Raw genomic sequence first — 24,773 nt, 5'->3', positions numbered from 1 at the left:
GACACAAGTGGCGAAGGCCAAGTTCGAGCGGACCAAGCCGCACGTCAACATCGGCACCATCGGTCACGTCGACCACGGTAAGACGACGCTGACCGCGGCCATCTCCAAGGTGCTGGCGGACAAGTACCCCGACCTGAACGCGTTCACCCCGTTCGACCAGGTCGACAACGCTCCCGAGGAGCGTCAGCGCGGTATCACCATCAACGTCTCGCACGTCGAGTACCAGACCGAGGCGCGCCACTACGCCCACGTCGACGCTCCCGGTCACGCGGACTACATCAAGAACATGATCACGGGTGCCGCGCAGATGGACGGTGCGATCCTCGTGGTCGCGGCGACCGACGGCCCGATGGCCCAGACGCGTGAGCACGTCCTGCTCGCCCGCCAGGTCGGCGTGCCCTACGTCCTCGTCGCGCTGAACAAGTCCGACATGGTCGACGACGAGGAGATCCTCGAGCTCGTCGAGGTCGAGGTCCGCGACCTGCTCTCGAGCCAGGAGTTCCCGGGCGACGACGCGCCGGTCGTGCGCGTCTCCGCACTCAAGGCCCTCGAGGGGGACCCGAAGTGGGTCGCCTCCATCGAGGAGCTCATGACCGCCGTCGACGAGAAGGTCCCGACCCCGGTGCGCGACATCGACAAGCCCTTCCTCATGCCGATCGAGGACGTCTTCACGATCACCGGTCGTGGCACCGTCGTCACCGGCCGTGTCGAGCGCGGCGCGCTCAAGGTCAACGACGAGGTCGAGATCGTCGGTATCAAGGAGAAGTCCACCAAGACGACCGTCACCGGCGTCGAGATGTTCCGCAAGCTCCTCGACACCGCCGAGGCTGGTGAGAACGTGGGCCTGCTCCTCCGTGGTACCAAGCGCGAGGAGGTCGAGCGTGGCCAGGTCGTCGTGAAGCCGGGATCGATCACCCCGCACACGAAGTTCGAGGCCCAGGTCTACATCCTGAGCAAGGACGAGGGTGGGCGTCACAACCCCTTCTACTCGAACTACCGCCCGCAGTTCTACTTCCGCACCACGGACGTCACCGGCGTCATCCAGCTGCCCGAGGGCACCGAGATGGTCATGCCCGGCGACAACACCGAGATGACGGTCGACCTCATCCAGCCGATCGCGATGGAGGAGGGCCTCGGCTTCGCCATCCGTGAGGGTGGCCGCACCGTGGGCTCCGGCCGGGTCGTCACGATCCTTCAGTGATCATGCGCTGGGCCTAGACCCAGCACCCAGCACGACCCGAAGGGCCCGGCGAGCACGCTCGCCGGGCCCTTCGGCGTCCCCGAGGCGCCCACTCTTCCCCGCTGACAGCCGGATCCCGCCGCGGCCTGTCCCCGCCCACGCCCTCGCGCCGAGAGCGGGACGTCGCCCGGCACCGCGCCGCGCGCTTCGCCCTCGCACCGGCCGGAGCTCTCCGCCGCCGGCGGCACAGAGGCCTCGGCCGGAGCCCCGCAGTCTGCGCTGGTGTGCGGGCCGGGTCCGGCTGCCGGCGAGGGGATGCAGGACGGCGCAAGGGCGTGAGCGGTGCGGGAGGTCACGCGCCCCGCCCTCGTCAAGGAGGCGCGCGGGCTGGTAGGGTAGATCGGGTCGGGTGAGAGCCCGGCATGCGCACTCGCGGTGACCGCACCACGAGAGCCGACAAGCGTGTCGGAGGGCCGTCTGCCCGCCGATGACCAAGAACACACCGGTGAGGCCGGGGTCGATTCGCCATGAGGCGGTCGGGTCTGGCAGACTGTTCCGGTTGCCTGGGGGCGTGCCCCCGGGTGTCAGGCTGAGTCGGGCCCCGAGCCCTGGCTCCACAAGCAAGCCCAAGGGCCCCGCATCGACGATGCGCCGTGCTCAGGTGTGTGCGCACAGCGCGACACGCCCGAGTGCGGGGGACGGTAACAGAGCGGTACGAGAGAGGTTAGACGACGCCATGGCGGGACAGAAGATCCGCATCAGGCTCAAGTCCTACGACCACGAAGTCATCGACAGCTCGGCGCGCAAGATCGTCGACACGGTGACTCGCGCTGGTGCGACGGTCGTGGGTCCGGTGCCGCTGCCGACGGAGAAGAACGTCTTCGTCGTCATTCGTTCACCGCACAAGTACAAGGACAGCCGCGAGCAGTTCGAGATGCGCACCCACAAGCGCCTCATCGACATCATCGACCCGACGCCGAAGGCCGTTGACTCGCTCATGCGGCTCGACCTGCCCGCCGACGTCAACATCGAGATCAAGCTCTGAGGTTCGCCACAATGACTACCTTCACCAAGCAGGCTGCGAGCAGGCCCGTCACGGCCCTGCTCGGCACCAAGCTCGGCATGACCCAGGTCTGGGACCAGGACGGACAGCTCGTCCCGGTGACCGTCGTGCAGGTGGGCACCAACGTGGTGACCCAGCTGCGGACCCCCGAGACCGACGGGTACAGCGCCGTACAGCTCGCCTTTGGCGAGATCGACCCGCGCAAGGTCACCCAGCCCCTCAAGGGCCACTTCGAGAAGGCCGGCACGACGCCGCGTCGCTTCGTCACCGAGGTCCGCACCTCCGAGTCCGACGGCTACACCGTCGGCCAGGAGCTGCGTGCTGACGCGTTCGAGGCGGGCACCGTCGTCGACGTCATCGGCACGACGAAGGGCAAGGGCACCGCGGGCGTCATGAAGCGTCACGGCTTCGCCGGCGTCGGTGCCTCCCACGGTGCGCACCGCAACCACCGCAAGCCCGGTTCGATCGGCGGGGCCTCGACGCCCGGCCGCGTGTTCCGGGGCCAGCGGATGGCCGGTCGCATGGGCCACAAGCGCCAGACCACCCAGAACCTCACGATCCACGCCGTCGACGTCGAGAGGGGCCTGCTGCTCGTTGCCGGCCCGATCCCCGGCCCGAAGCGCGGCGTCGTCGTCGTCCGTACCGCTGTGAAGGGGGCGTGACCATGGCTGACACCCAGACTGTGGATGTCCTGGACGCCACGGGCAAGAAGTCCGGCACCGCCGAGCTACCCGCCGCGATCTTCGACGTCCCCACGAACGTGCCGCTCATCCACCAGGTCGTCGTCGCCCAGCTCGCCGCCGCGCGCCAGGGCACCGCGAAGACCAAGACGCGGGCCGAGGTCCGTGGTGGTGGCAAGAAGCCGTACCGCCAGAAGGGCACCGGCCGCGCCCGTCAGGGCTCGATCCGTGCGCCGCAGTACGCCGGCGGTGGCGTCGTCCACGGGCCCGTCCCGCGCGACTACAGCCAGCGCACCCCCAAGAAGATGAAGGCCGCCGCCCTGCGTGGCGCCCTCTCGGACCGCGCTCGCGCCGGCCGTCTCCACGTCGTCAGCGAGCTCGTCTCGAACGACGTCCCCAAGACGTCCGCCGCACTCGCCGCGCTGCGCACCATCGTGGCCGAGCGGAGCGCGCTGGTCGTGCTGGCCCGTGGTGACGAGCTCACGCTCAAGTCGCTGCGCAACGTCCCCAGCACCCACCTCATCTGGGTCGACCAGCTCAACACCTACGACGTCCTCGTCAACGACGACGTCGTGTTCACGGCCGCCGCCCTCGAGGAGTTCCTCGGGACCGCCGCGCCGCGCGAGGAGGATGGCAAGTGAGCATCGAGCACAACAAGAACCCCCGGGACGTCATCATCGCCCCGGTGGTCTCCGAGAAGAGCTACAGCCTCATCGACGAGGGGAAGTACACCTTCCTCGTCGACCCGCGCTCGAACAAGACCGAGATCAAGAACGCCGTCGAGGCGATCTTCCAGGTCAAGGTCAGCTCGGTGAACACGGCGAACCGTCAGGGCAAGACCCGGCGGACCCGTACCGGCCTCGGCAAGCGTAAGGACACCAAGCGCGCGATCGTCACGCTGCGCGAGGGCACCATCGACATCTTCGGTGAAGTTGCCGGCTGACGCCGCGCGCTGGAGAGATTGAGGATCGACACCCATGGCAATCCGTAAGTACAAGCCGACGACGCCGGGCCGTCGTGGCTCGAGCGTGGCCGACTTCGTCGAGATCACCCGGTCGCAGCCCGAGAAGTCGCTGGTCCGTCCGCTGAGCAAGAGCGGTGGCCGTAACAGCACCGGTCGTATCACCACCCGTCACAAGGGTGGTGGCCACAAGCGTGCCTACCGCGTCATCGACTTCCGCCGTCACGACAAGGACGGCGTGCCGGCCAAGGTCGCGCACATCGAGTACGACCCCAACCGCACGGCGCGCATCGCGCTCCTGCACTACGCCGACGGCGAGAAGCGCTACATCATCGCGCCGAACAAGATCTCGGTCGGCACCGTCATCGAGAACGGCCCCGGCGCGGACATCAAGCCGGGCAACAACCTGCCGCTGCGCAACATCCCCGTCGGTACGGTCATCCACGCCATCGAGCTCAAGCCCGGTGGCGGCGCGAAGATCGCCCGCTCGGCCGGTGCGTCGGTCCAGCTCGTCGCCCGTGAGGGCACGATGGCCCAGCTGCGGATGCCCTCCGGTGAGATCCGCAACGTCGACTCGCGCTGCCGCGCCACCATCGGTGAGGTCGGCAACGCCGAGCAGTCGAACATCAACTGGGGCAAGGCCGGCCGCATGCGGTGGAAGGGCAAGCGCCCGTCCGTCCGTGGTGTCGCGATGAACCCCGTCGACCACCCCCACGGTGGTGGTGAGGGTAAGACCTCCGGTGGTCGCCACCCGGTCAGCCCCTGGGGTCAGCCCGAGGGCCGGACCCGCCGTCCGAACAAGCCGAGCGACCAGCTCATCGTGCGCCGCCGGCGCACCGGCAAGAAGCGCTGAGAGTAGGAGAGCGACGAGATGCCTCGCAGCCTCAAGAAGGGTCCCTTCGTCGACGGCCACCTGCTCAAGAAGGTGGACACGGCCAACGAGACGGGCTCCAAGAACGTCATCAAGACCTGGTCCCGCAGGTCGGTCATCACGCCCGACTTCCTGGGCCACACCTTCGCGGTGCACGACGGCCGCAAGCACGTCCCGGTCTTCATCACCGAGTCGATGGTCGGCCACAAGCTGGGGGAGTTCGCCCCGACCCGCACCTATCGCGGGCACGACAAGGACGACCGCAAGGCCCGACGCCGCTGAGGCGTCTGGTGACCCAGCAACCCGCACATCCGACAAGTAAGGCAGGAATGATGGAAGCCAAGGCGCAGGCGCGATACGTGCGCGTCACGCCCCTCAAGGCTCGGCGCGTCGTGGACACCATCCGCGGTCAGCGCGCCTCCGAGGCCGTGACCGTGCTGCGGTTCGCCCCTCAGGCGGCAGCCGAGACGGTGCGTAAGGTCGTGGAGAGCGCGATCGCCAATGCTCGCGTCAAGGCCGACCAGGCCGGTGAGGCGTTCGACGAGAACGCTCTCGTCATCAGCGCGGCGTTCGTGGACGAGGGGCCGACGCTCAAGCGCTTCCGGCCGCGGGCCAAGGGCAGCGCGAGCCGGATCCTCAAGCGCACGAGCCACATCACCGTGGTCGTGGGCGACGACAGCAAGGTCGGCGCGAGCTCATCCGCCGCTGGAACGAAGGGGAGGACCCGATAGTGGGTCAGAAGGTCAACCCGACCGGGTTCCGGCTCGGCATCACCACTGACCACCGCTCGCGGTGGTTCGCAGACAGCACCAAGCCCGGGCAGCGGTACCGCGACTACGTCCGCGAGGACGTCGCCATCCGCAAGCTCATGGCCTCTGGTCTCGAGCGCGCCGGCATCTCCAAGGTCGACATCGAGCGCACCCGCGACCGGGTCCGCGTCGACCTCCACACCGCGCGTCCGGGCATCGTCATCGGCCGCCGCGGCGCCGAGGCCGACCGCCTGCGCGGGGAGCTGGAGAAGCTCACGGGCAAGCAGGTGCAGCTGAACATCCTCGAGGTCAAGAACCCCGAGATCGACGCTCAGCTCGTCGCCCAGGGCATTGCCGAGCAGCTCGCCAGCCGCGTGTCCTTCCGTCGTGCGATGCGCAAGGGCATGCAGTCCGCGCAGCGCGCCGGCGCCAAGGGGATCCGGGTGCAGTGCTCCGGCCGTCTCGGCGGCGCCGAGATGTCCCGCTCGGAGTTCTACCGCGAGGGCCGCGTGCCGCTGCACACCCTCCGCGCGAACATCGACTACGGCTTCTTCGAGGCCCGCACCACCTTCGGGCGCATCGGCGTCAAGGTGTGGATCTACAAGGGCGACCAGACCGAGCGCGAGTTCGCCCGCGAGCAGGCCGACGCCACCCCGCGTGGCCGTGGCCGCGCCGGCGAACGTGGCGGCGCCGACCGTCCCCGTGGCCGCCGGCCCGAGGGCGCCCGTGGTCCTCGCCAGGCCGAGCAGACCGAGGGCGCGCCTGCCGAGCAGGCCGCAGCCCCCGCCGAGTCAGGAACGGAGGCCTGAGCGAGATGCTCATCCCCCGGCGGACCAAGTTCCGCAAGCAGCACCACCCCAAGCGCTCCGGCGTGGCCAAGGGTGGCACCGAGATCGCCTTCGGTGAGTTCGCGATCCAGGCTCTCGAGCCCGCGTACGTCACCAACCGGCAGATCGAGGCCGCCCGTATCGCCATGACGCGGCACATCAAGCGTGGTGGAAAGGTGTGGATCAACATCTACCCCGACCGCCCGCTGACCAAGAAGCCGGCTGAGACCCGCATGGGTTCCGGCAAGGGCTCGCCCGAGTGGTGGGTCGCCAACGTCAAGCCCGGCCGCGTGCTCTTCGAGCTGGCCGGTGTCCCCGAGGAGCTGGCGCGCGAGGCCCTGTCCCGCGCGCAGCACAAGCTCCCCATGAAGACTCGTTTCGTGAGCCGTGAGGGTGGTGAAGGCTGATGGCTATCGGTTCCAAGGGCCTGACTCCGTTCGACCTGGACGGGATGACCGACGAGACCCTGGCTGAAGAGCTCGCGAAGGCGAAGGAGGAGCTGTTCAAGCTGCGCTTCTCCTCGGCCACCGGGCAGCTCGAGGACCACGGTCGGCTCAAGGCCGTGCGTCGCGACATCGCCCGCATCTACACCATCGTGCACGAGCGCGAGCTCGGCATCCGCACCGCGCCCAGCAGCGAGAAGTGATCGAGGCCATGAGCGAGAACACCGAAGAGACCACCACGCAGGAGCGCAACGACCGCAAGGTGCGCCGTGGCTACGTGGTGTCCGACAAGATGGACAAGACCGTCGTCGTCGAGGTGGAGGACCGCGTCAAGCACCCGCTGTACGGCAAGGTCATCCGCCGCACGAGCAAGGTCAAGGCGCACGACGAGGCCAACTCGGCCGGCGTCGGCGACCTCGTCCGTATCATGGAGACGCGGCCGCTGAGCGCGACCAAGCGCTGGCGACTTCTCGACATCGTCGAGAAGGCCAAGTAGCCCACCAGCCCCCCATCCGTTCGGCAAGGCTCAGCCCTGGCTGAGAACCGGCTCGACGACAGGAGTACATCGAATGATCCAGCAGGAGTCGCGACTGAAGGTCGCCGACAACACCGGTGCCAAGGAGATCTTGTGCATCCGTGTGCTCGGAGGCTCCGGCCGGCGCTACGCCGGTATCGGTGACGTCATCGTCGCCACCGTCAAGGACGCCATCCCCGGCGGCAACGTCAAGAAGGGCGACGTCGTCAAGGCTGTCGTCGTGCGCGCTGCCAAGCAGCGTCGTCGCCCCGACGGTTCCTACATCCGCTTCGACGAGAACGCCGCCGTCATCCTCAAGGCTGACGGCGAGCCGCGCGGAACCCGCATCTTCGGCCCCGTGGGCCGCGAGCTGCGCGACAAGAAGTTCATGCGCATCGTCTCCCTGGCTCCGGAGGTGATCTGAGATGGCTCGGATCAAGAAGGGCGACCTCGTGGTCGTCATCACAGGCCGCGACAAGGGCAAGCAGGGCCGTGTCCTCGAGGTCGACGTCGAGCGTGACCGCGTCATCGTCGAGGGTGTCCAGCGCATGAAGCGCCACACCAAGGTCGGTCAGTCCGGCCGCGGCGCCAAGACCGGTGGCATCGAGACCATCGAGGCGGCTATCCACGCCAGCAACGTCATGGTCGTCGACCCGGAGACCAAGAAGGGCACCCGGGTCGGGATCCGCACCGAGACGGTCGAGCGCGACGGCGTGGAGCGCACGCAGCGTGTCCGCGTCGCCAAGCGCTCCGGTAAGGACATCTGACATGAGCGAGACCACCACCGCAACGAGCCCGCGCCTCAAGCTGCGTTACCGCGAGGAGATCCTCGGCGCGCTGCGCGAGGAGTTCCAGCACCCGAACGTCAACCAGGTCGCCGGTCTGACCAAGATCGTCGTCAACATGGGCGTGGGGGACGCGGCACGCGACTCCAAGCTCATCGAGGGCGCGATCCGCGACCTGGCTCTCATCACCGGCCAGAAGCCGCAGGTGACGAAGGCCCGCAAGTCGATCGCCCAGTTCAAGCTGCGTGAGGGTCAGCCCATCGGCGCCCACGTCACGCTGCGTGGCGACCGCATGTGGGAGTTCCTCGACCGCCTGCTGTCGATCGCCCTGCCCCGTATCCGCGACTTCCGTGGGCTCTCGCCCAAGCAGTTCGACGGGAACGGGAACTACACCTTCGGTCTCAACGAGCAGTCGATGTTCCACGAGATCGACCAGGACAAGATCGACCGCGTGCGCGGCATGGACATCACGGTCGTCACCACCGCTAAGACCGACGACGAGGGACGCTCGCTGCTCAAGCACCTCGGCTTCCCGTTCAAGGAGAACTGACGTGGCGAAGACCGCCCTGATCCAGAAGGCGAACCGCAAGCCCAAGTTCGCGGTGCGCGCCTACACCCGGTGCCAACGGTGCGGCCGTCCGCACTCGGTCTACCGCAAGTTCGGCCTGTGCCGCATCTGCCTGCGGGAGATGGCCCTTGCCGGCCAGCTCCCCGGCATCACGAAGAGCAGCTGGTAAACGACTACGTCGTAGGTCCCGTAGGAAACCCCGACGAGGAAGGGCCGAGGCCCGATGACAATGACTGACCCCATCGCAGACATGCTGACGCGTCTGCGTAACGCCAACTCGGCGTACCACGAGTCGGTGACCATGCCGTACTCGAAGCTCAAGCAGAACATCGCCGAGATCCTCAAGACCGAGGGCTACATCGCCGGCTGGGACGTCGAGGACGCCCCGGTGGGCAAGAACCTCACGCTCCAGCTGAAGTTCGGCCCCCAGCGCGAGCGCTCGCTCGCCGGAGTGCGCCGCGTGTCCAAGCCCGGACTGCGCGTGTACGCCAAGTCCACCAACCTGCCCCGGGTCCTCGGTGGCCTGGGCGTGGCGATCCTGTCCACCTCCTCCGGTCTGCTCACCGACCGCGAGGCACAGACCAAGGGCGTTGGCGGGGAAGTCCTCGCCTACGTCTGGTAGCCGGGAAGGAGTAGAGACATGTCCCGTATCGGAAAGGTCCCCGTCCCGGTCCCCGCAGGTGTCGACGTCACCATCGAGGGCTCGGTCGTGACCGTCAAGGGGCCCAAGGGCACCCTCAGCCACACCGTTCCCGCCCCCATCGCCGTCGCTCGCGACGACGCGGGTGCGGTCGTCGTGACCCGGCCGAACGACGAGCGCGAGTCGCGTTCGCTGCACGGCCTCACCCGCACGCTCATCGCCAACCTCGTCACCGGTGTCACCCAGGGCTACGAGCGCAAGCTCGAGATCGTCGGCACGGGTTACCGCGCCGTCGCCAAGGGATCCGCCGTCGAACTGGCGCTCGGCTTCTCCCACCCGGTCGTCATCGAGCCGCCGGAGGGTGTGACGGTCACCGTCGACGCCCCCACCAAGCTCACGGTCTCCGGGATCGACAAGCAGCAGGTCGGCGAGCTGGCCGCCAACATCCGCAAGATCCGCAAGCCCGAGCCCTACAAGGGCAAGGGTGTGCGCTACGCCGGCGAGCAGGTCCGCCGCAAGGCCGGAAAGGCAGGTAAGTGATGGCACTGTCCGTCAAGGGCAAGGGCAAGAACGCCGCTCGCGGGCGCCGTCACCTCCGTGTCCGCAAGAAGGTCTCCGGCACGGCCGAGCGTCCGCGCCTGGTCGTCACCCGCTCCTCGCGCCACATGGTCGCGCAGCTGGTCGACGACACGAGCGGCACCACCATCGCGTCCGCCTCGACCCTCGAGGCCGACCTGCGGGCGTCGGACGACGAGAAGGTCGCCAAGGCGCGTCGCGTCGGCGAGCTCGTCGCCGAGCGTGCCAAGGCTGCCGGTGTCGAGACCGCGGTGTTCGACCGCGGCGGCAACCGGTACCACGGCCGCGTGGCCGCCGTCGCCGACGGCGCCCGTGAGGGCGGGCTCGCCCTGTGACCAGCGTGAACGTACGAGAGCAAAGGAACATCTGATGGCTGCACCGCAGCGAAGCAGGACCGGTTCCGGTACCGGCGCCGGCCCCGCCGCCGGCGGCGAGCGTTCCGGCGGTCGCCGGGGCGAGGGCCGTCGCGGCGCCGCCGAGCCGAGGAACGAGTTCATCGAGCGCGTCGTCACGATCAACCGCGTCTCCAAGGTCGTCAAGGGTGGTCGTCGCTTCAGCTTCACCGCTCTCGTCGTCGTCGGGGACGGCAACGGGACGGTCGGCGTCGGCTACGGCAAGGCCAAGGAGGTGCCGGCCGCGATCGCGAAGGGTGTCGAGGAGGCGAAGAAGAACTTCTTCCGCGTCCCGATGATTCAGAAGACGATCCCGCACGCCGTCACCGGTGAGGCCGCGGCGGGCGTGGTCTTCCTGCGCCCCGCCGCCCCGGGCACCGGCGTCATCGCCGGTGGTCCGGTCCGCGCCGTCCTCGACTGCGCCGGGATCCACGACGTGCTGAGCAAGTCGCTCGGCTCGGAGAACGCGATCAACATCGTGCACGCCACCGCCCAGGCGCTGCGCAACCTGGAGCAGCCCGAGTCCGTCGCGGCTCGCCGTGGTCTGCCGCTCGAGCGTGTCGCTCCCGCCATCATGCTGCGCAACCGCGCGGCCGGCGAGGCGCAGGCACGCGAGGAGAAGCAGGCTGACGCTGCCGGGAAGGTCGGTGCGTGATGGCACAGCTCAAGGTCACGCAGACGAAGTCCGCGATCGGCGGCAAGGAGAACCAGCGCCAGACCCTGCGCACGCTCGGTCTGGGCCGGATCGGCCGGAGCGTCGTGCGTGAGGACCGTCCCGAGGTCCGCGGCATGATCACGACGGTGGCCCACCTGGTCTCCGTCGAGGAGGTCAAGTAACCATGGCAGAGTCCAAGCAGACTCCCGAGCAGGCACGCACCCTCAAGGTGCACCACCTGCGTCCCGCCCCCGGCGCCAAGAGCGCCAAGATCCGCGTCGGACGCGGTGAGGGCGGCAAGCGCGGCAAGACCGCGGGTCGCGGCACCAAGGGCACCAAGGCCCGCTACCAGGTGCCGGCCGGCTTCGAGGGCGGGCAGATGCCGCTGCACATGCGGCTGCCCAAGCTCCGCGGCTTCAAGAACCCCTTCCGCGTCGAGTACCAGGTCGTCAACCTCGACCGTCTGTCCGCTCTCTTCCCCGAGGGTGGCTCCGTGACGGTCGACGACCTCGTCGCCAAGGGCGCGGTGCGCTCCGGCCAGCTGGTCAAGGTGCTGGGCAGCGGTGAGGTCACCGTCAAGCTCGACATCGTGGCCAACGCGTGGTCGGTCTCGGCGCAGGAGAAGATCGAGGCAGCAGGCGGGTCCCTGACCAAGGCGTGAGTCGCCGACGAACGGGCGGTCCGGACACCGGGCCGCCCGTTCGTGCTCTCCCGGGACGTGGCACGGGCCACGGTCCGGAACAGGTACAGTACGTTGCGGTCCAGACCGCCGACGCGAGCTATGTCGCCCGCCGTCGTCACCATTGCAGGAGGAAGATTGCTCAGCGCATTCGCCCAGGCGTTCCGTACGCCGGACCTGCGGCGCAAGCTGCTCTTCACGCTGGGGATCATGGCGATCTTCCGCCTCGGGTCCGTCATCCCCACCCCGGGGGTCTCCTACCCGAACGTGCAGCAGTGCCTCGAGGCCGTCGGCAGCACCAACGACCTCCTCGGCCTCGTCAACCTCTTCTCCGGCGGCGCTCTGCTGCAGCTGTCGATCTTTGCGCTGGGCATCATGCCCTACATCACCGCAAGCATCATCACCCAGCTGCTTCGCGTGGTCATCCCGCGCTTCGAGGCGCTGCAGAAGGAGGGCCAGCAGGGGCAGGCCAAGCTCACGCAGTACACCCGCTACCTCACGATCTTCCTTGCCGTCCTCCAGTCGACGACGATGATCACGATGGCCCGCAGCGGCAACCTCATCCCCGGCTGCTCCGTCCCGCTCATCCCCAACGACTCGATCATGACGATCGTCATCATGATCATCGTCATGACGGCGGGCACGGGCCTCATCATGTGGCTGGGCGAGCTCATCACCGAGCGCGGTGTCGGCAACGGCATGTCGCTGCTCATCTTCACCTCGATCGCGGCCGGCTTCCCGTCGGCGCTGTGGTCCGTCGGCGGCGCGGCCAACGGCGTCGCGAACGTGACGATCGTGATCGCGCTGCTCCTCGTCATCACCCTGCTCGTCGTCTTCGTCGAGCAGTCCCAGCGTCGTGTGCCCGTCCAGTACGCCAAGCGCATGGTGGGCCGGCGCATGTACGGCGGGTCGAGCACCTACATCCCGATCAAGATCAACATGGCCGGCGTCATCCCGGTCATCTTCGCCTCCTCGCTCCTCGCGCTGCCGGGTCTGTTCTCCCAGTTCGGCGACCAGACCGAGGGCTGGGTGCAGTGGGTGAGCCTCAACCTCCTGTCGCCCACGGCGCCGCTCTACATGGCGATCTACTTCGTCCTCGTCCTGTTCTTCGCGTTCTTCTACACGTCGATCACCTTCAACCCCGACGACGTCGCGGACAACATGAAACGCTACGGCGGCTTCATCCCCGGCATCCGCGCGGGGCGCCCGACGGCGGAGTACCTCCAGTACGTCATCACCCGGATCACGACGGCGGGCGCGCTGTACCTCGCACTCATCGCGATCTTCCCGGTCATCGTGTTCGCGGCCCTCAACCTGCCCGACACCGTCGGCTTCGCGCTGGGTGGGACCTCGATCCTCATCGTCGTGGGCGTCGGTCTGCAGACCGTCAAGGAGATCGACTCCCAGCTCCAGCAGCGCCACTACGAAGGGTTCCTCCGATGAGCCGCCGCCTCGTCCTCCTCGGCCCGCCCGGAGCGGGCAAGGGCACCCAGGCCACCCGCCTGAGCTCCACACTCGGCATCCCGGCGATCTCCACCGGCGACATCTTCCGCAGCAACGTCGCCGGGCGCACCGAGCTTGGCCAGCGTGCGCAGCGGTACATGGACGCGGGGGAGTACGTGCCCGACGAGATCACCAACGACATGGTCCGGGACCGCCTGGCCCAGCAGGACGCCGCGGACGGCTTCCTGCTCGACGGCTACCCGCGCACCCTGGACCAGGTCCGCGAGCTCGACGCGATGCTCGAGGCGAGCGGGACGTCCCTGGACGCCGTCGTCGAGCTCACCGCGGACGACGAGGTCGTCGTGCAGCGCCTGCTCGGCCGCGCGGCCGAGCAGAACCGTGCCGACGACACCGATGTGGTCATCCGTCGGCGCCTCGAGGTCTACCACGACCAGACCGCGCCCCTGGCCGACCACTACGCCGGGCGCGGGCTGCTCGTGAGGGTCGACGGGATCGGTGCCGTCGAGGAGGTCACCGAGCGCCTGCTCACGGCGTTGAACGCGGGCTGATGCGCGAGCGCATCGAGTACAAGACCCCGGACCAGGTCCGGGTCATGCGCCGCGCCGGCCTCGTCGTCGCCGAGATCCACACGGCGCTGCGGGAGGCCGCCGCGCCCGGGCGGACCACCGCCGAGCTCGACGACGTCGCCCGGCAAGTCCTCGACCGCGCCGGGGCGCGGTCGAACTTCCTCGGCTACCACGGCTACCCGGCGCACGTGTGCATCTCCGTCAACGACGAGGTCGTCCACGGCATCCCGGGGGAGCGCGTCCTCGCCGACAACGACGTCGTCTCCTTCGACTGCGGGGCCGTCGTCGACGGCTGGCACGGCGATGCCGCCTTCACCGTCGTCCTCGGCGAGGGTGACCCGCGCGACCACGCGCTCAGCGAGGCGACGCGCACTGCCATGTGGGACGCCATCGCGGCCCTGGCGGGCGGCGGCCGGCTCGACGTCGTCGGGGAGGCCGTCGAGGACGCCGTCGCCGCGCACGTGGCCGCCGGTCACGAGCCCCTCGGCATCATCGAGGACTACGTGGGCCACGGCATCGGCAGCGCCATGCACCAGCCGCCCGACGTCCTCAACTACCGGGCGTCCAGGCGCGGGCCGAAGCTGCGCCCGGGGATGTGCCTGGCGATCGAGCCGATGCTCACCCGCGGCACCATCGAGACCCGTGTCCTGGCCGACGACTGGACCGTGGTGACGGCGGACGGCGCCCGGGCCGCCCACTGGGAGCACTCCGTGGCGCTCACCGACGACGGCCTGTGGGTGCTCACCGCCGAGGACGGCGGAGCGGCCGAGCTCCAAACACGGAACGTGCGGATCGCCCCTCTGTCATGATAAGGGCATGAATCGCCTGGGGCGGCGGGTTCACGGACCCTTCCCTCGCGCCAGTCGCGCCGCCTACGTGGCGCCGCGAGTCCTGGACGCGTTGGGTTCCCGCGCGCCGCTGACCGTCCTGCGTGGCCCGCGCGGCTTCGGGAAGACGACCGCGCTCGTCGAGTGGCTGACGGGCGAGGACGACGGCGTCCCCACCGTCTACGTCCCCCTCGACGAGGGCTCGCGCCTGGCCCCGGGGTTCTGGGCCACGCTGCGCACGGCACTGACCGCCGCCGACCTCGACGGCTACGGCTCTCCAGAGGCGCAGGACGACCCGGACCGCGCCGCGGTGCTCGGGTCGCTGCTGCGGCGTGAGGAGCCGCTGCGGCTCGTCGTCGACAACTACCACGAGGCCGGTCACCTGGACGGTCGCAGCGAGATCGACGACGAGCTGCTCGAGCTCGTGCGCTCCAGCGCCGCGCTCGAGCTCGTCGTCTGCACCCGCTCCCTGCGGGCGCTGGAGACCACGGGCGCCCTGTCAGTCGACCTCACCGTCGTGCGTCCGGCGGACCTGGCCATGCGGGCCGAGGACGTCCTCGCCCTCGCCGAGCGGCACGGCGTCTCGATGACGGTGGACGGGGCCGCCGATCTCGCGATGGAGCTCGGCGGCTGGCCCGCCGCCGTCCGCACCTGCATCGCGACCGCGGGGGTCGGTGGACGCGAGGCCGCCGTCGACACCGGCACGGTGGACGGCTTCATCGAGACGCTCCTGGCGGACGTGCGGTCGACGGCGCTGCGTGAGTTCCTCATGCGCACCGCCGTGCCCGAGGAGTTCTCGGCGGCGGCGGCGCGCGCGATCGTCCCGGACGGCACCGCCCTGCGAGAGCTGCGCAACCTGCGCGTCGGTGGGCTGCTGCGTGAGCGCGAGACGGTCGAGGGCCTGCGCTACTCCTACCCGCCGGCCATCCGCGACGCCCTCCGCCGGGTGTCCCTTGAGCGCCACCCGCACCTCGAACGGGAGGTGCACATCGCCCTCATGGCCCTCGCGGCGCAGGAGGAGGGTCCCGTCGGGGTCCTCCGCCACGCCGTCCTGGCCCAGGAGTGGGACACGGCGCTGCGCATCATCGAAGAGGAGTGGTCCGCGCTCCTCACCCAGCACCCCCACACGCTCATCGAGATCGCCGGCAGCTTCCCGCGGGAGATCGCCGACGGCGACCCCCGGTTGCAGGTGGTGCGCCGCCACCTGCCCCGGATGGCGCCGGCGTCCGCGGACGAGGCGAGCGAGTGGACACCTGTCCGCCCCCACTTCGTCGTCGCCGCGGTCAAGCAACGGTGGGCGGAGAAGCAGGAGACCACCGACGAGATCCACATCCTCATCCAGTCCGGTCTCGCCGCCGTGTTCGCGGGCGAGCACGAGGCGGCCGCCTACGCCTTCGAGCGGGTCCGGGACCACGGCCTGCGCCACGACGACCGCACCGCCCGGCTGGTGGGCATCGGCGGCATGCTCACCGCCAAGACCTTCCACGGGGAGACCGACCTCGCGCTGCGCCTCCTGGAGGACGAGGAGCTTGCCGACGTGATCGCCGGCGGCGAGGGCGACGAGGTGAGCCGGCTCGTGCGGGTGGGCGGGCGGATCATGCGCGCGATCGCCACCGTCGACGGGATGCGGCCCGAGGTGCACGAGGCCGTGGCGGACATCGTGGAACCGGGACGCCGGGACGAGCTGTGGGCCCTGGCGATCCACGCCCGTGGCCTGTACTCCTCGGTGTACGGGACCCCCGAGGACCAGGCGCGGGTGGTCGGGCAGCTGCGCGCCGCGCTGCGGCACCTCGAGCCCGGCGGCATCGCGGAGTCGACGATCGGCACCCAGCTGGTCGAGCTGCTCGTGGCCGGTGGGATGGTCGACGTCGCCGAACAAGTGCTCGACCGGCTCGTCGACGGCTTCGTCTCCAGCTCCACCCGCGCCTACCTGCTCCACGCCCAGGGGCGCGAGCAGGAGGCCATCGACATTGCTGCCCGCGACCTCGGGGACCGGCGGATGACGGCCCGCAGCCGCCTCATCAACGAGCTCATCATCGCCGCGGCACTCTTCCGGCTCGGCCAGGGAACCGCCGCGCGCCGCCGCTTCGCCCGGGGCGTGCGGATCGCCTACGAGACGGGGCAGCGCCGTCCCTTCGCCCTCATCAGCCCCGAGATCTTCGGCGCGCTCGCGGGCAACGACCCGGAGCTGCTCGCCCTGCGGCCCCTGCCCTCCACCACCGAGGCGCAGCGGCCGCAGGCCGTCCCCTCCGCGCCCGCGGTGCCGAGCGAGCTCAGTGCGCGGGAGCTGCAGGTGCTCGCCGCGCTCCAGGACAGCGCCGGTCCCGCGGGCGTGGCGGCGGCGCTGGGCATGTCGGTCAACACCGCCAAGACCCACCTGCGCCACGTCTACCGCAAGCTCGGCGCCTCCAGCCGGGACGAGGCGCTGGTGCTCAGCCGCGGCCTCGGCCGGGAGCGGCGGTAGCCGTGCGGGCGCGCGCTCACCGGACGCGGCTGCCCCGTGTCCCGAGCGTCTTCTGCCCCCCTCCCGCCGCCGAGGCGGTCATGCGCCACCTGCCCGCGCTCGTCGTGCTGCGCGCGCCGCGCGGCTACGGGAAGACGAGCACGGTCGCGTACTGGTTACGGAGCGGCGAGCTCGATGACAGGTCCGTCGCCTGGCTCACCGTGGTGGACGGCATGGGCGGGGACGACCTGTGGGCCGCCGTCCACGACGCGCTCGTCGGTGCCGACGTCGCGTCCCCCGCATCCGAGCCGGGCCTCGACGCCGTCGACGAGGCGCTGCGGCGGCTTACCCGCCGGCTCGTTCTCGTCATCGACGGGCTGCATCAGGTGACGGACGTGGGCGTCGACCCCGAGCTCGTCGAGCTGGCCCAGGTGCACGAGCTCCTCCACCTCGTCGTCACGACGCGTCTTGAGAGGCCGATCATGAGCATCGGCCCCGCCACGGTGGACGCCACCGTCCTCGGCGTCCCGGAGCTGAGCCTCGGGCCCGCGGAGACTGCGCTCCTCGCCGCGCGGCTGGGCCTGTCCCTGTCCGCGGAGGAGACCGGCCGGATCATCCGCGAGTACGCGGGCTGGCCCGCCCTCGTCCGGGCGGCGCTCCTCGAGACGCGACGGACGAGCGACGGCGGGCTCGTCACGGACGCCGCCGCCATCGCCCGCTACACCGCGCTCATCATCGCCGACCAGGAGCGGGTCGAGTGGCGGGACGTGCTCACGGCGCTGGCCGTGCCCTACCCGATGCGCCCCGGCGACCTCGACGTCCTCGTCGACGACCCCGCGCAGCTGCCGCTCGCCGACGTCGTCATCCACAGCGCCTACACGGACTCCCACGACGACGGCACCTCCTCCTACCCCCACGGACTGCGCCAAGCCCTGCTGGAGAACCTGCGGGCCGACAGCCCAGAGCGCTTCCGAGAGCTCAACCGCCGCCTCGGCAGGCGCCGGCGCGAGCAGCGGCTCGCGGCGGAGGCCCTCACCTACGCCCTGCGCGCCGAGGCGTGGCCGCTGGTCCTCGGGATCCTCGAGGAGCACTGGGCCGAGATGCTCGTCCGGCACCCCGACGCCGTCCAGGCCGCCGTCCGTGCGATGCCCCGTGAGCTCGTGGCTTCCAGCACCCGGCTCGTCGTCGCCCGCGACTACGTGCTCGACCGGGACACGGCCCGCCAGGCGGAGGCGGCGCTCCGCGGCGGCCTGCTCACGCCGGGCAGCCCGCTGCCGGTGCGCTCGCTCACCACCACGCAGCGGCTGGCCCTGCGTTTCGACGGGACGCCCAGCTTCGGGGCCGCGGAGATCCTCCTGGGACGGCTCGACAGCTCGTTGGCCGACGGCGGGCACCCGCAGCACGACGCCGACATCGAGCGGGCCATCCCGGAGCTGCTCACCCAGTGGGCGCTGTCGACGCTCCACGCCAACGACGGCGTCAGGGCCGCCTACGGCTTCGCACTTGCCTGCCACGAGGCGGTCCGGCTGGGTGACTGCGCGGCGGCGCGGGAGGCCGCGCACGGCACGGCGCTCGCGATGGCACTGCTCGGCCACACCCGCAGCGCCGACGCCTGGCGCACCTACGCCGACGGGTTCGCCGCCACCCCCACGAGGCTGGAGGCCGTGGCCCGGCCGCTGTCCCTCACTGTGCTGGCGGGGGTGCGCCTGGCCGGCAGCACGTGGCCGACCGTGCCGGAGCTCGCGGGGGAGCACGGGCTGGCCCCCCTCCTCGAGCTCACGCGGGTCGCGGCGGCGTTCGGCGACATCCTGCACGGGCGCCTCGAGCGCGCCCGCGTCGTCCTCCAGCGCTACGTCACCGACCACGGTCAGGACCAGGCGGAGATCGTCCGGGTCTCAGTGATGGCCCTCCGGGTGGACCTCGCGCTCGCCGAGGGACGGCTCGACCGCGCCGGTGCCCTCCTCGCCGGCGTCCACGACGGCGGTGCGTGGATGCACGCGAGCCGGGCGCGGCACGCCTTCTACGTCGGTGCCTACGCCGAGACCATGCGTCTGACCGAGAACGCCGCCGCCTTCGCGGGCACACGCCCCCGCGTGGGGCTGGAGCTGTTGCTCCTCCACGCGTGCGCGGCCTGGCGCACCGGACAGCGGGAGGCGGCAGTCGACTCCCTCGCCACGGCCGTCGGGCTGGCGTCCGACACCGAGGTGCTGCTGCCCTTCCTCACCGTGCCGCGGGTCGACCTTGAGGCGATCGCGCCCGACGGCTCCTGGACGCGCCAGTTCCTCGACGAGCCGCGCCTGGCCCACACCGACACCGTGTTCCCCGAGCCGTTGCGCGCCGGCCAGCTCAGCGTCGCCGAGCTGCGGGTGCTGCGCGAGCTGGACAGCGACGTCCCGCTCGCCCACATCGGACGGCGCCTGTACCTGTCGGAGTCGACCGTCAAGACCCACGTCCGCCGGATCTACCGCAAGCTCGGGGTCTCGGACAGGACGCACGCGCTCGAGCGCGCCCGGGAGCTGTCCCTGCTCGACGAGGACTGACGCCGGCGGGTCACCCTGCCGCTCATCCCGCACCGACGCGGGGTTCGGGTCCGCATCACCCCGACGTCGCCGGCCGTGGCGCCGTCGCGAGTGGTGGGGTTGACGGGAGCACCCACCAGGGAGGTCGTCGTGACGTTCACCAGTCCAGCGCGTGGTCCCGAGCGAGCCGGCCACGGGTCGCCGGGCAGGACGCTGCTCGTCGCGTCCACCGGTGGTCACCTCGAGCAGCTGTGGCGCCTGCGCAGCAGGCTGCGGCCGGTGCTGAGCGACGTCGAGTGGGTGACCTTCGACGAGGCACAGTCACGCTCGCTCCTGGCCGGCGAGGTGGTCCACCACGTCCCCTACATCCCGCCGCGCGGCTACGGACAGGTCGTGCGAATGATGCCGGAGGCCCGGCGCATCCTGCGCGCCGGACGCTTCGACCGGGTGGTGAGCACCGGTTCGGGCATCGCGCTCCCCTTCCTCTCCGTCGCCCGCGCCCTGGGGATCCGGACCCACTACATCGAGAGCGCCGCCCGGGCGGAGGGGCCGAGCCTCACCGGGCGGATCGTCTCGCGGGTGCCCGGCACCCAGACTTACAGCCAGTACCCACGGTGGGCGGACGAGCGCTGGCAGTACCGGGGCTCGCTCTTCGACGGCTACGACGTCGCCGAGGAGCGTCCGATCATGGCGGCCGGCCGCGTGGTCGTCACGCTCGGGACCATGAAGACCTACGGCTTCCGCCGCGCCCTCGAAGCCGTCTGCCGGGTGCTTCCCGAGGTCCTGGCACCGGACGCCGAGGTGCTGTGGCAGGTGGGGGTCACCGACGCCTCCGGGCTCCCCGTCGAGGGCCGGGCCGACGTGCCGGCCACGGAGCTGCACGCCGCGATCGCGGAGGCGGACCTCGTCGTCGCCCATGCCGGCATCGGCTCGTGCCTCACCGCTCTCGACGCCGGTCGCTGTCCCGTGGTGCTGCCCCGACGGCAGCAGCACGGTGAGCACGTCGACGACCACCAGGAGCTCATCGCGCACGAGCTGGACCGCCGTGGCCTGGCCGTGCGCCGACTCCCCGCCGTGCTGACGGCACAGGACCTGCGGGCCGCGATGGTGCGGCGTGTGCGGGTGGCCGTGGCGCCGCAGACCTTTCTCCTGGACGCGGTGTGAGGAGGTCCACGGCACCGCACTGACCAGGTCGTATGGCCCGTCCAGGGCACCAGCATCGCCATGTCCACACCGTTCTGGTAACGGTTCGGTTACGGTAGTGCGGTCCATGGGGGAGGACTCGGGCGGATTTTCCCCAATGGTTGGCGCCCTCGCGCCGCTGTTCCGCAACCGAGAAAGAGCTACTACATGCGAGTTTCACACGCGCTCATGAGTCTGGCCGTCGCCCTGGGCGGCGTCGGTCTCGTGCCCGGCCCGGCAGCAGCCACCGTCGGGGTTCCCGACGGCGTCGTCCTGGTGCCGTCCGAGAGCCTGACGATCACCGAGCCCGGTACCGTCGTCGACGGTCTCCACGTCGACGGCATGATCTACGTCCGCGCCGACGACGTCACCATCAAGAACACCAAGGTCTCCTACGGGGGCAACCACAGCATCCGTATCGATGCCGACGTGAAGAACACGCGCATCATCGACACGACCGTTGAGTGCGAGAACCCGAGGAAGACGAACGGCATCACCTTCGGCAACTACTACGCCGAGCGCGTGGCCCTCGAGGGCTGCCGCAACGACTTCATGTCGCAGAAGGGCAAGCCCGCGGTTGTCGTCGACAGCACCGTCGACGGTGAGGCCTTCAGCCTCAACGCCGACAAGCGTCCGGACCCGGGCCCGAAGCCCACTCCGACGCCGGGCCCCAAGCCCGAGCCTGCCCCCAAGCCCGAGCCTGCCCCGAAGCCGGAGCCGGCCCCCAAGCCGGAGCCTGCGCCGAAGCCGGACTCGAAGCCCGAGCCTGCGCCTGGTGCGGAGTTCCCGACTGCCAAGACGACGGGTGTTCCCAAGGGGGTCAAGCTCACCCGGTCCGAAGGCATGACCATCACCGAGCCGGGCACGGTTGTGGAGGCCAAGCACATCCGCGGTACCGTCACGATCGCTGCGGACGACGTCACCGTCCGGGACTCGATCGTCGAGGTCGCCACCGACGGGTACCCGATCATGGTCGAGAGCGGCGTCACCGGCGCCCTGATCGAGGACGTCGAGGTCGACAACCTCAACAGCACGGGCATCGGCATCCTCTTCAAGGGGGCCGGGACGGTCCGCGGGGCGAACATCCACTCCGCCGAGGACGGCATCCGGATCGAGGCGGACGACGTCACCGTCGAGCGCACCTTCATCCACAGTCTCCACCGGGTGCCCGGCGGGCACCACGACGCGCTGCAGATCCGCAGGGGTGACGATGTCACCATCCGAGGGAACAACTTCCAGGCGTACCGCCCTGACACGAGGGACCCGATGAACGCGGCGATCCAGATCGGGTCGCTGCTCGGGGACGACCCCATCAGCAACCTGGTCGTGGAGGACAACCTCTTCAACGGCGGCAACTTCACCATCAACGGTGGCCGGAGCGGCGACGTCGACAGCGCCCACTACAGCGGGAACCAGTTCGGTCGCAACTTTCGCTATGACGCCGTGGGCAACCTCGGCGACGCCAGTCGTTGGGACGTCTCGAACGTCTGGCAGGACACCGGCACGTCGGTGCGCTGACCTGTCTCGTACGAGCCGTCGAGGCCGTCCCCGGCGAAGTCGGGGGCGGCCTCAGCCTCTTGGGGCACCCCGCTCACCCCGAGACCAGTCAGCGGTCACCTTGCGGTCGGCCTCGGTGAGGTGGAGGCCCTCACTACGCTAGGACGGTCGGCACACGGGGCGAGGAGGACGACATTGCGGCTCCGGCGAGGCCCTGAGGACAAGGCTGACGCATTGGACCTCGATCACTGGCTGGCTCGGTCCGTCACCCACGGTGAGCTAGGGAAGTCTGCCGCCCGAGGTGTGGCCTGGACGCTGGCGGGCAGCTGGATGAGTGCGGCCGTGCAAGTCGGTACGACGATGGTGCTGGCTCGGCTGCTCACCCCGGCGGACTTCGGCCTCATGGCGATGGCGCTCACACTGACGGCCCTCGTCAACCAGTTCCGACAGCTCGGCCTGAGTCAAGCTGTCGTTCAGCGACCAGACCTCCGCTGGAGCCAGGTCAGCGCCCTGTTCTGGGTCAACACGGCGGTTGGTGTCGTGCTTGCGGGTCTCGTCGCCCTCGGTGGCATCCCGCTCGCGGCTTTCTACGACGAGCCGGCACTCGTCCCCCTGTGCGCGGCCCTCGGAGCCGGGTTCGTCGTGTCCGGGGTGTCGGTCCAGCACGGCGCCCTGCTCAACCGAGCCATGCAGTTCCGCCGGATCTCTCTGCGCAACGTGACCGCCGGGCTGCTCTCGAGCCTGGCCGCGCTCGCGGCGGCACTCCTCGGCCTCGGGGTATGGGCACTCGTCGTGCAGAACGTCAGTGCACTCGTGTTCGCAACAATCCTCAACTGGTGGGCGGTGCCGTGGCGACCGAGTTCGCCACGCCGCCTCGCAGACGCGGCCCCACTGCTGCGGTTCGGCATCCATGTCTCTGTGGCCAACCTCTTCCACACCGTGTCGCGGGAGGGGGACAACGTCGTCATCGGGCGGTTCCTCGACGCCGGCGCGCTAGGCCTGTACACGCGGGCCTACAGCCTCCTCATGCTCCCGTTGCGACAGCTCAAGACCCCCGTCCAGGCCGTCATGGTCCCGACCCTCGCCGCGCTCCAGGAGGAGCCCGGGCGGTACCGGTTGGCCTACCGCACCGCGATCGCGGGGTTGTGCCACGCGGGCATGCCACTGGTCGTCGTCCTGGCCGTCGCCGCGGACGAGGTCATAGCGGTCGTCCTGGGGGACCAGTGGCTCGCGGCGGCACGGATCTTCCAGCTCCTCGCGCTCGCGAGCTTCGTCCAGCTCGTCTCGACGACGACCGGGTGGATCTACACGAGCACGGGTCGGGGCAGACCCTACGTCGCCTGGGCGGTGGTCGGAGGCGTCGTGACGGTGGCGGGCTTCCTTGTGGGCGTGCGCTGGGGTGTGCAGGGGGTGGCGGCGTCGTACGCGGCGACCCAGCTGCTCCTCGTCGTCCCTGGGTTCGCGCTCGCTTGCCGTCACAGCCCGGTCGCCCTTGGCGACCCCTTCCGTGCGATGGCGCGACCGTCCGTCGTCGCGGCTCTCGTCCTCGTCACGACTGCCGGTGTCCGATCCGCGGTCGTGCCCAGGGTGTCCGCGCCGCTCGCTCTCGCGGCAACCGTGGCCGGCGCTCTCGTCGTGTGGGGCGTCGTGATGATGCTCTGGCCCGCGGCCCGCAGGGAGCTCGTCGGACTTGTCGCGTCCCTTCGCCGCCGCCGGGCTGACCGCGAAAGTTCAGCGGGCAGCCACTGAGAGGGCGATGCTGTCGCCTCGCGGACGGACGCCACGCACAAGGGCGCGCGCTGCTTCCCAGCTGGTGGGCCGGCGGGCTCTGAGGCACTCGTTGAGCAGGACGGCGCCGAAGAAGATCGCGCTCGGCGCCCGTCCGTGGCGACTGCGGTACAGGCGCGTGCGGTTGACCGTTGCGAGGCTCCACAGCCACGGTGAGGTGGTCTGCTCCCCGCCGGGGTGGACGACCTCCGCACTGGCGGCCAAGCGGAGCTCGAGTCCGGCGTCGCGTACGCGGAGTGCGAAGTCGGTCTCCTCCGAGTACAGGAAGTACTCCTCGGCCCACGACCCGACCGCGTCGATCGCGCGCCGGGCGACGAACATCGCGGCCCCGGTCGCCCAGTCAGCCCGGGCTCCGTCGACATACAGCGCGGAGTCCGTCATCACCTCCCCGAGAGCGGCGAAGCGGCCTGCCCGGTGCCCACCGAGCAGAGCCTCACCGAAAGCTCGCGCGATGGTGGGTTCTCTCCGGAGCGACGGCTTGAGGCGACCGTCCGCACCGACGATCCGCGGAACCGTGATCCCGGTGCGGTCGTGCTCCTCCGCAGCGCGCGCCAGGATGTCGACGCTTCCCGGTGACGGAACGGCATCGGGGTTGAGGATGTATGCCCCGCGCCGTGGGCGCGTGTGAGCAAGCGCACGGTTGATACCTGCGGCGTAACCGAGGTTGCCGCCAGCCTCCACGACGACGACCCATGGTGCGAGCGAGCGGACGAGGCTCGCTGTGCCGTCCTGTGAGTCGTTGTCGACGACGACCACGGTCGCCGTTCCTGCGCCCGCCAGCGCGCCGGGGAGGGCCTCGAGAAAGCGGTTGACGATGTTCGCGCTGTTGTAGGTGACGACGGCGACGAGGACGTCAGGCTCGTCGCCGGGTCGCGGTGGGTGTGGTGAGGGGACGGTCACGAGC

31 protein-coding genes are annotated in these 24,773 nt (G+C 70.2%); 30 read left to right on the top strand and 1 reads right to left on the bottom strand.

The window, feature by feature from the left end:
* The first annotated feature begins 7 nt into the window (after window positions 1-7).
* From tuf to M3148_RS07360, 30 genes are all read left to right on the top strand, one after another.
* The gene (tuf, locus tag M3148_RS07505; RefSeq protein ID WP_251304051.1) at window positions 8-1,201 is read left to right on the top strand and encodes an elongation factor Tu; all 1,194 of its coding nucleotides are present in this window, start codon (window positions 8-10) and stop codon (window positions 1,199-1,201) included.
* 715 nt (window positions 1,202-1,916) lie between these two features.
* Complete coding sequence (gene rpsJ, locus M3148_RS07500; RefSeq protein ID WP_110852528.1) at window positions 1,917-2,225, top strand: 30S ribosomal protein S10; 309 nt, start codon at window positions 1,917-1,919, stop codon at window positions 2,223-2,225.
* 11 nt (window positions 2,226-2,236) lie between these two features.
* Entirely contained in the window at window positions 2,237-2,905 is a 669-nt protein-coding gene (gene rplC, locus M3148_RS07495; RefSeq protein ID WP_251304050.1) for a 50S ribosomal protein L3, read from the top strand.
* A gap of 2 nt (window positions 2,906-2,907) precedes the next feature.
* Window positions 2,908-3,564 (top strand): 50S ribosomal protein L4, encoded by a 657-nt coding sequence (gene rplD / locus M3148_RS07490; RefSeq protein ID WP_251304049.1) that lies wholly within the window; start codon window positions 2,908-2,910, stop codon window positions 3,562-3,564.
* Window positions 3,561-3,866 (top strand): 50S ribosomal protein L23, encoded by a 306-nt coding sequence (gene rplW, locus M3148_RS07485; protein WP_110852531.1) that lies wholly within the window; start codon window positions 3,561-3,563, stop codon window positions 3,864-3,866. The genes rplD and rplW overlap by 4 nt, the downstream gene beginning before the upstream one ends.
* A 34-nt stretch (window positions 3,867-3,900) precedes the next feature.
* Complete coding sequence (gene rplB, locus M3148_RS07480; RefSeq protein ID WP_251304048.1) at window positions 3,901-4,737, top strand: 50S ribosomal protein L2; 837 nt, start codon at window positions 3,901-3,903, stop codon at window positions 4,735-4,737.
* Between the two features lie 18 nt (window positions 4,738-4,755).
* Complete coding sequence (rpsS, locus tag M3148_RS07475) at window positions 4,756-5,037, top strand: 30S ribosomal protein S19 (protein ID WP_110852533.1); 282 nt, start codon at window positions 4,756-4,758, stop codon at window positions 5,035-5,037.
* Between the two features lie 50 nt (window positions 5,038-5,087).
* Window positions 5,088-5,486, top strand: a complete 399-nt coding sequence (gene rplV, locus M3148_RS07470) for a 50S ribosomal protein L22 (protein WP_110852534.1) — start codon at window positions 5,088-5,090, stop codon at window positions 5,484-5,486.
* The gene (rpsC, locus tag M3148_RS07465) at window positions 5,486-6,313 is read left to right on the top strand and encodes a 30S ribosomal protein S3 (protein WP_251304047.1); all 828 of its coding nucleotides are present in this window, start codon (window positions 5,486-5,488) and stop codon (window positions 6,311-6,313) included. Before rplV ends, rpsC begins: the two co-directional genes overlap by 1 nt.
* Before the next feature lie 5 nt (window positions 6,314-6,318).
* The gene (rplP, locus tag M3148_RS07460; RefSeq protein WP_110852536.1) at window positions 6,319-6,738 is read left to right on the top strand and encodes a 50S ribosomal protein L16; all 420 of its coding nucleotides are present in this window, start codon (window positions 6,319-6,321) and stop codon (window positions 6,736-6,738) included.
* Window positions 6,738-6,977: a 50S ribosomal protein L29 gene (gene rpmC, locus M3148_RS07455; protein WP_110852537.1), complete on the top strand. Its 240-nt coding sequence runs from the start codon at window positions 6,738-6,740 to the stop codon at window positions 6,975-6,977. The genes rplP and rpmC overlap by 1 nt, the downstream gene beginning before the upstream one ends.
* An 8-nt stretch (window positions 6,978-6,985) precedes the next feature.
* Window positions 6,986-7,270, top strand: a complete 285-nt coding sequence (gene rpsQ / locus M3148_RS07450; protein ID WP_152187619.1) for a 30S ribosomal protein S17 — start codon at window positions 6,986-6,988, stop codon at window positions 7,268-7,270.
* A 73-nt stretch (window positions 7,271-7,343) separates the two neighbouring features.
* Window positions 7,344-7,712, top strand: coding sequence for a 50S ribosomal protein L14 (gene rplN, locus M3148_RS07445; protein ID WP_110852538.1), 369 nt, complete (start codon window positions 7,344-7,346; stop codon window positions 7,710-7,712).
* Between the two features lies 1 nt (window position 7,713).
* On the top strand, window positions 7,714-8,055 hold the full coding sequence (gene rplX, locus M3148_RS07440; RefSeq protein WP_251304046.1) for a 50S ribosomal protein L24: 342 nt from the start codon (window positions 7,714-7,716) through the stop codon (window positions 8,053-8,055).
* A 1-nt stretch (window position 8,056) separates the two neighbouring features.
* Window positions 8,057-8,623, top strand: coding sequence for a 50S ribosomal protein L5 (gene rplE / locus M3148_RS07435; RefSeq protein WP_251304045.1), 567 nt, complete (start codon window positions 8,057-8,059; stop codon window positions 8,621-8,623).
* A gap of 1 nt (window position 8,624) precedes the next feature.
* A complete protein-coding gene (locus M3148_RS07430; protein WP_110852541.1) occupies window positions 8,625-8,810 on the top strand; it encodes a type Z 30S ribosomal protein S14 in 186 nt (61 codons plus the stop codon).
* A gap of 54 nt (window positions 8,811-8,864) precedes the next feature.
* On the top strand, window positions 8,865-9,263 hold the full coding sequence (gene rpsH, locus M3148_RS07425) for a 30S ribosomal protein S8 (RefSeq protein ID WP_110852542.1): 399 nt from the start codon (window positions 8,865-8,867) through the stop codon (window positions 9,261-9,263).
* Between the two features lie 18 nt (window positions 9,264-9,281).
* Window positions 9,282-9,821 (top strand): 50S ribosomal protein L6, encoded by a 540-nt coding sequence (gene rplF, locus M3148_RS07420; RefSeq protein WP_251304044.1) that lies wholly within the window; start codon window positions 9,282-9,284, stop codon window positions 9,819-9,821.
* Window positions 9,821-10,192, top strand: a complete 372-nt coding sequence (rplR, locus tag M3148_RS07415) for a 50S ribosomal protein L18 (RefSeq protein WP_251304043.1) — start codon at window positions 9,821-9,823, stop codon at window positions 10,190-10,192. The genes rplF and rplR overlap by 1 nt, the downstream gene beginning before the upstream one ends.
* Before the next feature lie 34 nt (window positions 10,193-10,226).
* Window positions 10,227-10,904 carry a 30S ribosomal protein S5 gene (gene rpsE / locus M3148_RS07410; protein ID WP_251304042.1) on the top strand — a complete coding sequence of 226 codons (678 nt, stop codon included), beginning with the start codon at window positions 10,227-10,229 and terminating at the stop codon, window positions 10,902-10,904.
* On the top strand, window positions 10,904-11,086 hold the full coding sequence (rpmD, locus tag M3148_RS07405; RefSeq protein ID WP_110852546.1) for a 50S ribosomal protein L30: 183 nt from the start codon (window positions 10,904-10,906) through the stop codon (window positions 11,084-11,086). The genes rpsE and rpmD overlap by 1 nt, the downstream gene beginning before the upstream one ends.
* Before the next feature lie 2 nt (window positions 11,087-11,088).
* Window positions 11,089-11,565 carry a 50S ribosomal protein L15 gene (rplO, locus tag M3148_RS07400; protein ID WP_251304041.1) on the top strand — a complete coding sequence of 159 codons (477 nt, stop codon included), beginning with the start codon at window positions 11,089-11,091 and terminating at the stop codon, window positions 11,563-11,565.
* A 156-nt stretch (window positions 11,566-11,721) separates the two neighbouring features.
* Window positions 11,722-13,026: a preprotein translocase subunit SecY gene (gene secY / locus M3148_RS07395; protein WP_251304040.1), complete on the top strand. Its 1,305-nt coding sequence runs from the start codon at window positions 11,722-11,724 to the stop codon at window positions 13,024-13,026.
* On the top strand, window positions 13,023-13,595 hold the full coding sequence (locus M3148_RS07390; protein WP_251304039.1) for an adenylate kinase: 573 nt from the start codon (window positions 13,023-13,025) through the stop codon (window positions 13,593-13,595). Before secY ends, M3148_RS07390 begins: the two co-directional genes overlap by 4 nt.
* On the top strand, window positions 13,595-14,422 hold the full coding sequence (gene map, locus M3148_RS07385) for a type I methionyl aminopeptidase (protein WP_251304038.1): 828 nt from the start codon (window positions 13,595-13,597) through the stop codon (window positions 14,420-14,422). Before M3148_RS07390 ends, map begins: the two co-directional genes overlap by 1 nt.
* 7 nt (window positions 14,423-14,429) lie before the next feature.
* Window positions 14,430-16,904, top strand: coding sequence for a helix-turn-helix transcriptional regulator (locus M3148_RS07380; protein ID WP_251304037.1), 2,475 nt, complete (start codon window positions 14,430-14,432; stop codon window positions 16,902-16,904).
* 80 nt (window positions 16,905-16,984) lie between these two features.
* The gene (locus tag M3148_RS17830) at window positions 16,985-19,423 is read left to right on the top strand and encodes a LuxR C-terminal-related transcriptional regulator (RefSeq protein WP_285883584.1); all 2,439 of its coding nucleotides are present in this window, start codon (window positions 16,985-16,987) and stop codon (window positions 19,421-19,423) included.
* Between the two features lie 129 nt (window positions 19,424-19,552).
* The gene (locus M3148_RS18125) at window positions 19,553-20,566 is read left to right on the top strand and encodes a glycosyltransferase (protein ID WP_251304036.1); all 1,014 of its coding nucleotides are present in this window, start codon (window positions 19,553-19,555) and stop codon (window positions 20,564-20,566) included.
* Window positions 20,567-20,752: 186 nt separating this feature from the next.
* Window positions 20,753-22,102: a right-handed parallel beta-helix repeat-containing protein gene (locus M3148_RS07365; RefSeq protein ID WP_251304035.1), complete on the top strand. Its 1,350-nt coding sequence runs from the start codon at window positions 20,753-20,755 to the stop codon at window positions 22,100-22,102.
* 120 nt (window positions 22,103-22,222) lie between these two features.
* Window positions 22,223-23,830: a lipopolysaccharide biosynthesis protein gene (locus tag M3148_RS07360; RefSeq protein WP_308203223.1), complete on the top strand. Its 1,608-nt coding sequence runs from the start codon at window positions 22,223-22,225 to the stop codon at window positions 23,828-23,830.
* Here the strand turns inward: M3148_RS07360 and M3148_RS07355 are convergent.
* Window positions 23,813-24,769: a glycosyltransferase family 2 protein gene (locus M3148_RS07355; RefSeq protein ID WP_251304033.1), complete on the bottom strand. Its 957-nt coding sequence runs from the start codon at window positions 24,767-24,769 to the stop codon at window positions 23,813-23,815. The genes M3148_RS07360 and M3148_RS07355 overlap by 18 nt on opposite strands.
* Between the last annotated feature and the right edge of the window lie 4 nt (window positions 24,770-24,773).

This window comes from Georgenia satyanarayanai (assembly GCF_023715365.1).
Classification (GTDB): Bacteria; Actinomycetota; Actinomycetes; order Actinomycetales; family Actinomycetaceae; genus Oceanitalea; species Oceanitalea satyanarayanai_B.
The sequence above is the reverse complement of the archived record's forward strand: the minus strand, read 5'-3'. Positions and strand labels throughout refer to the sequence as shown.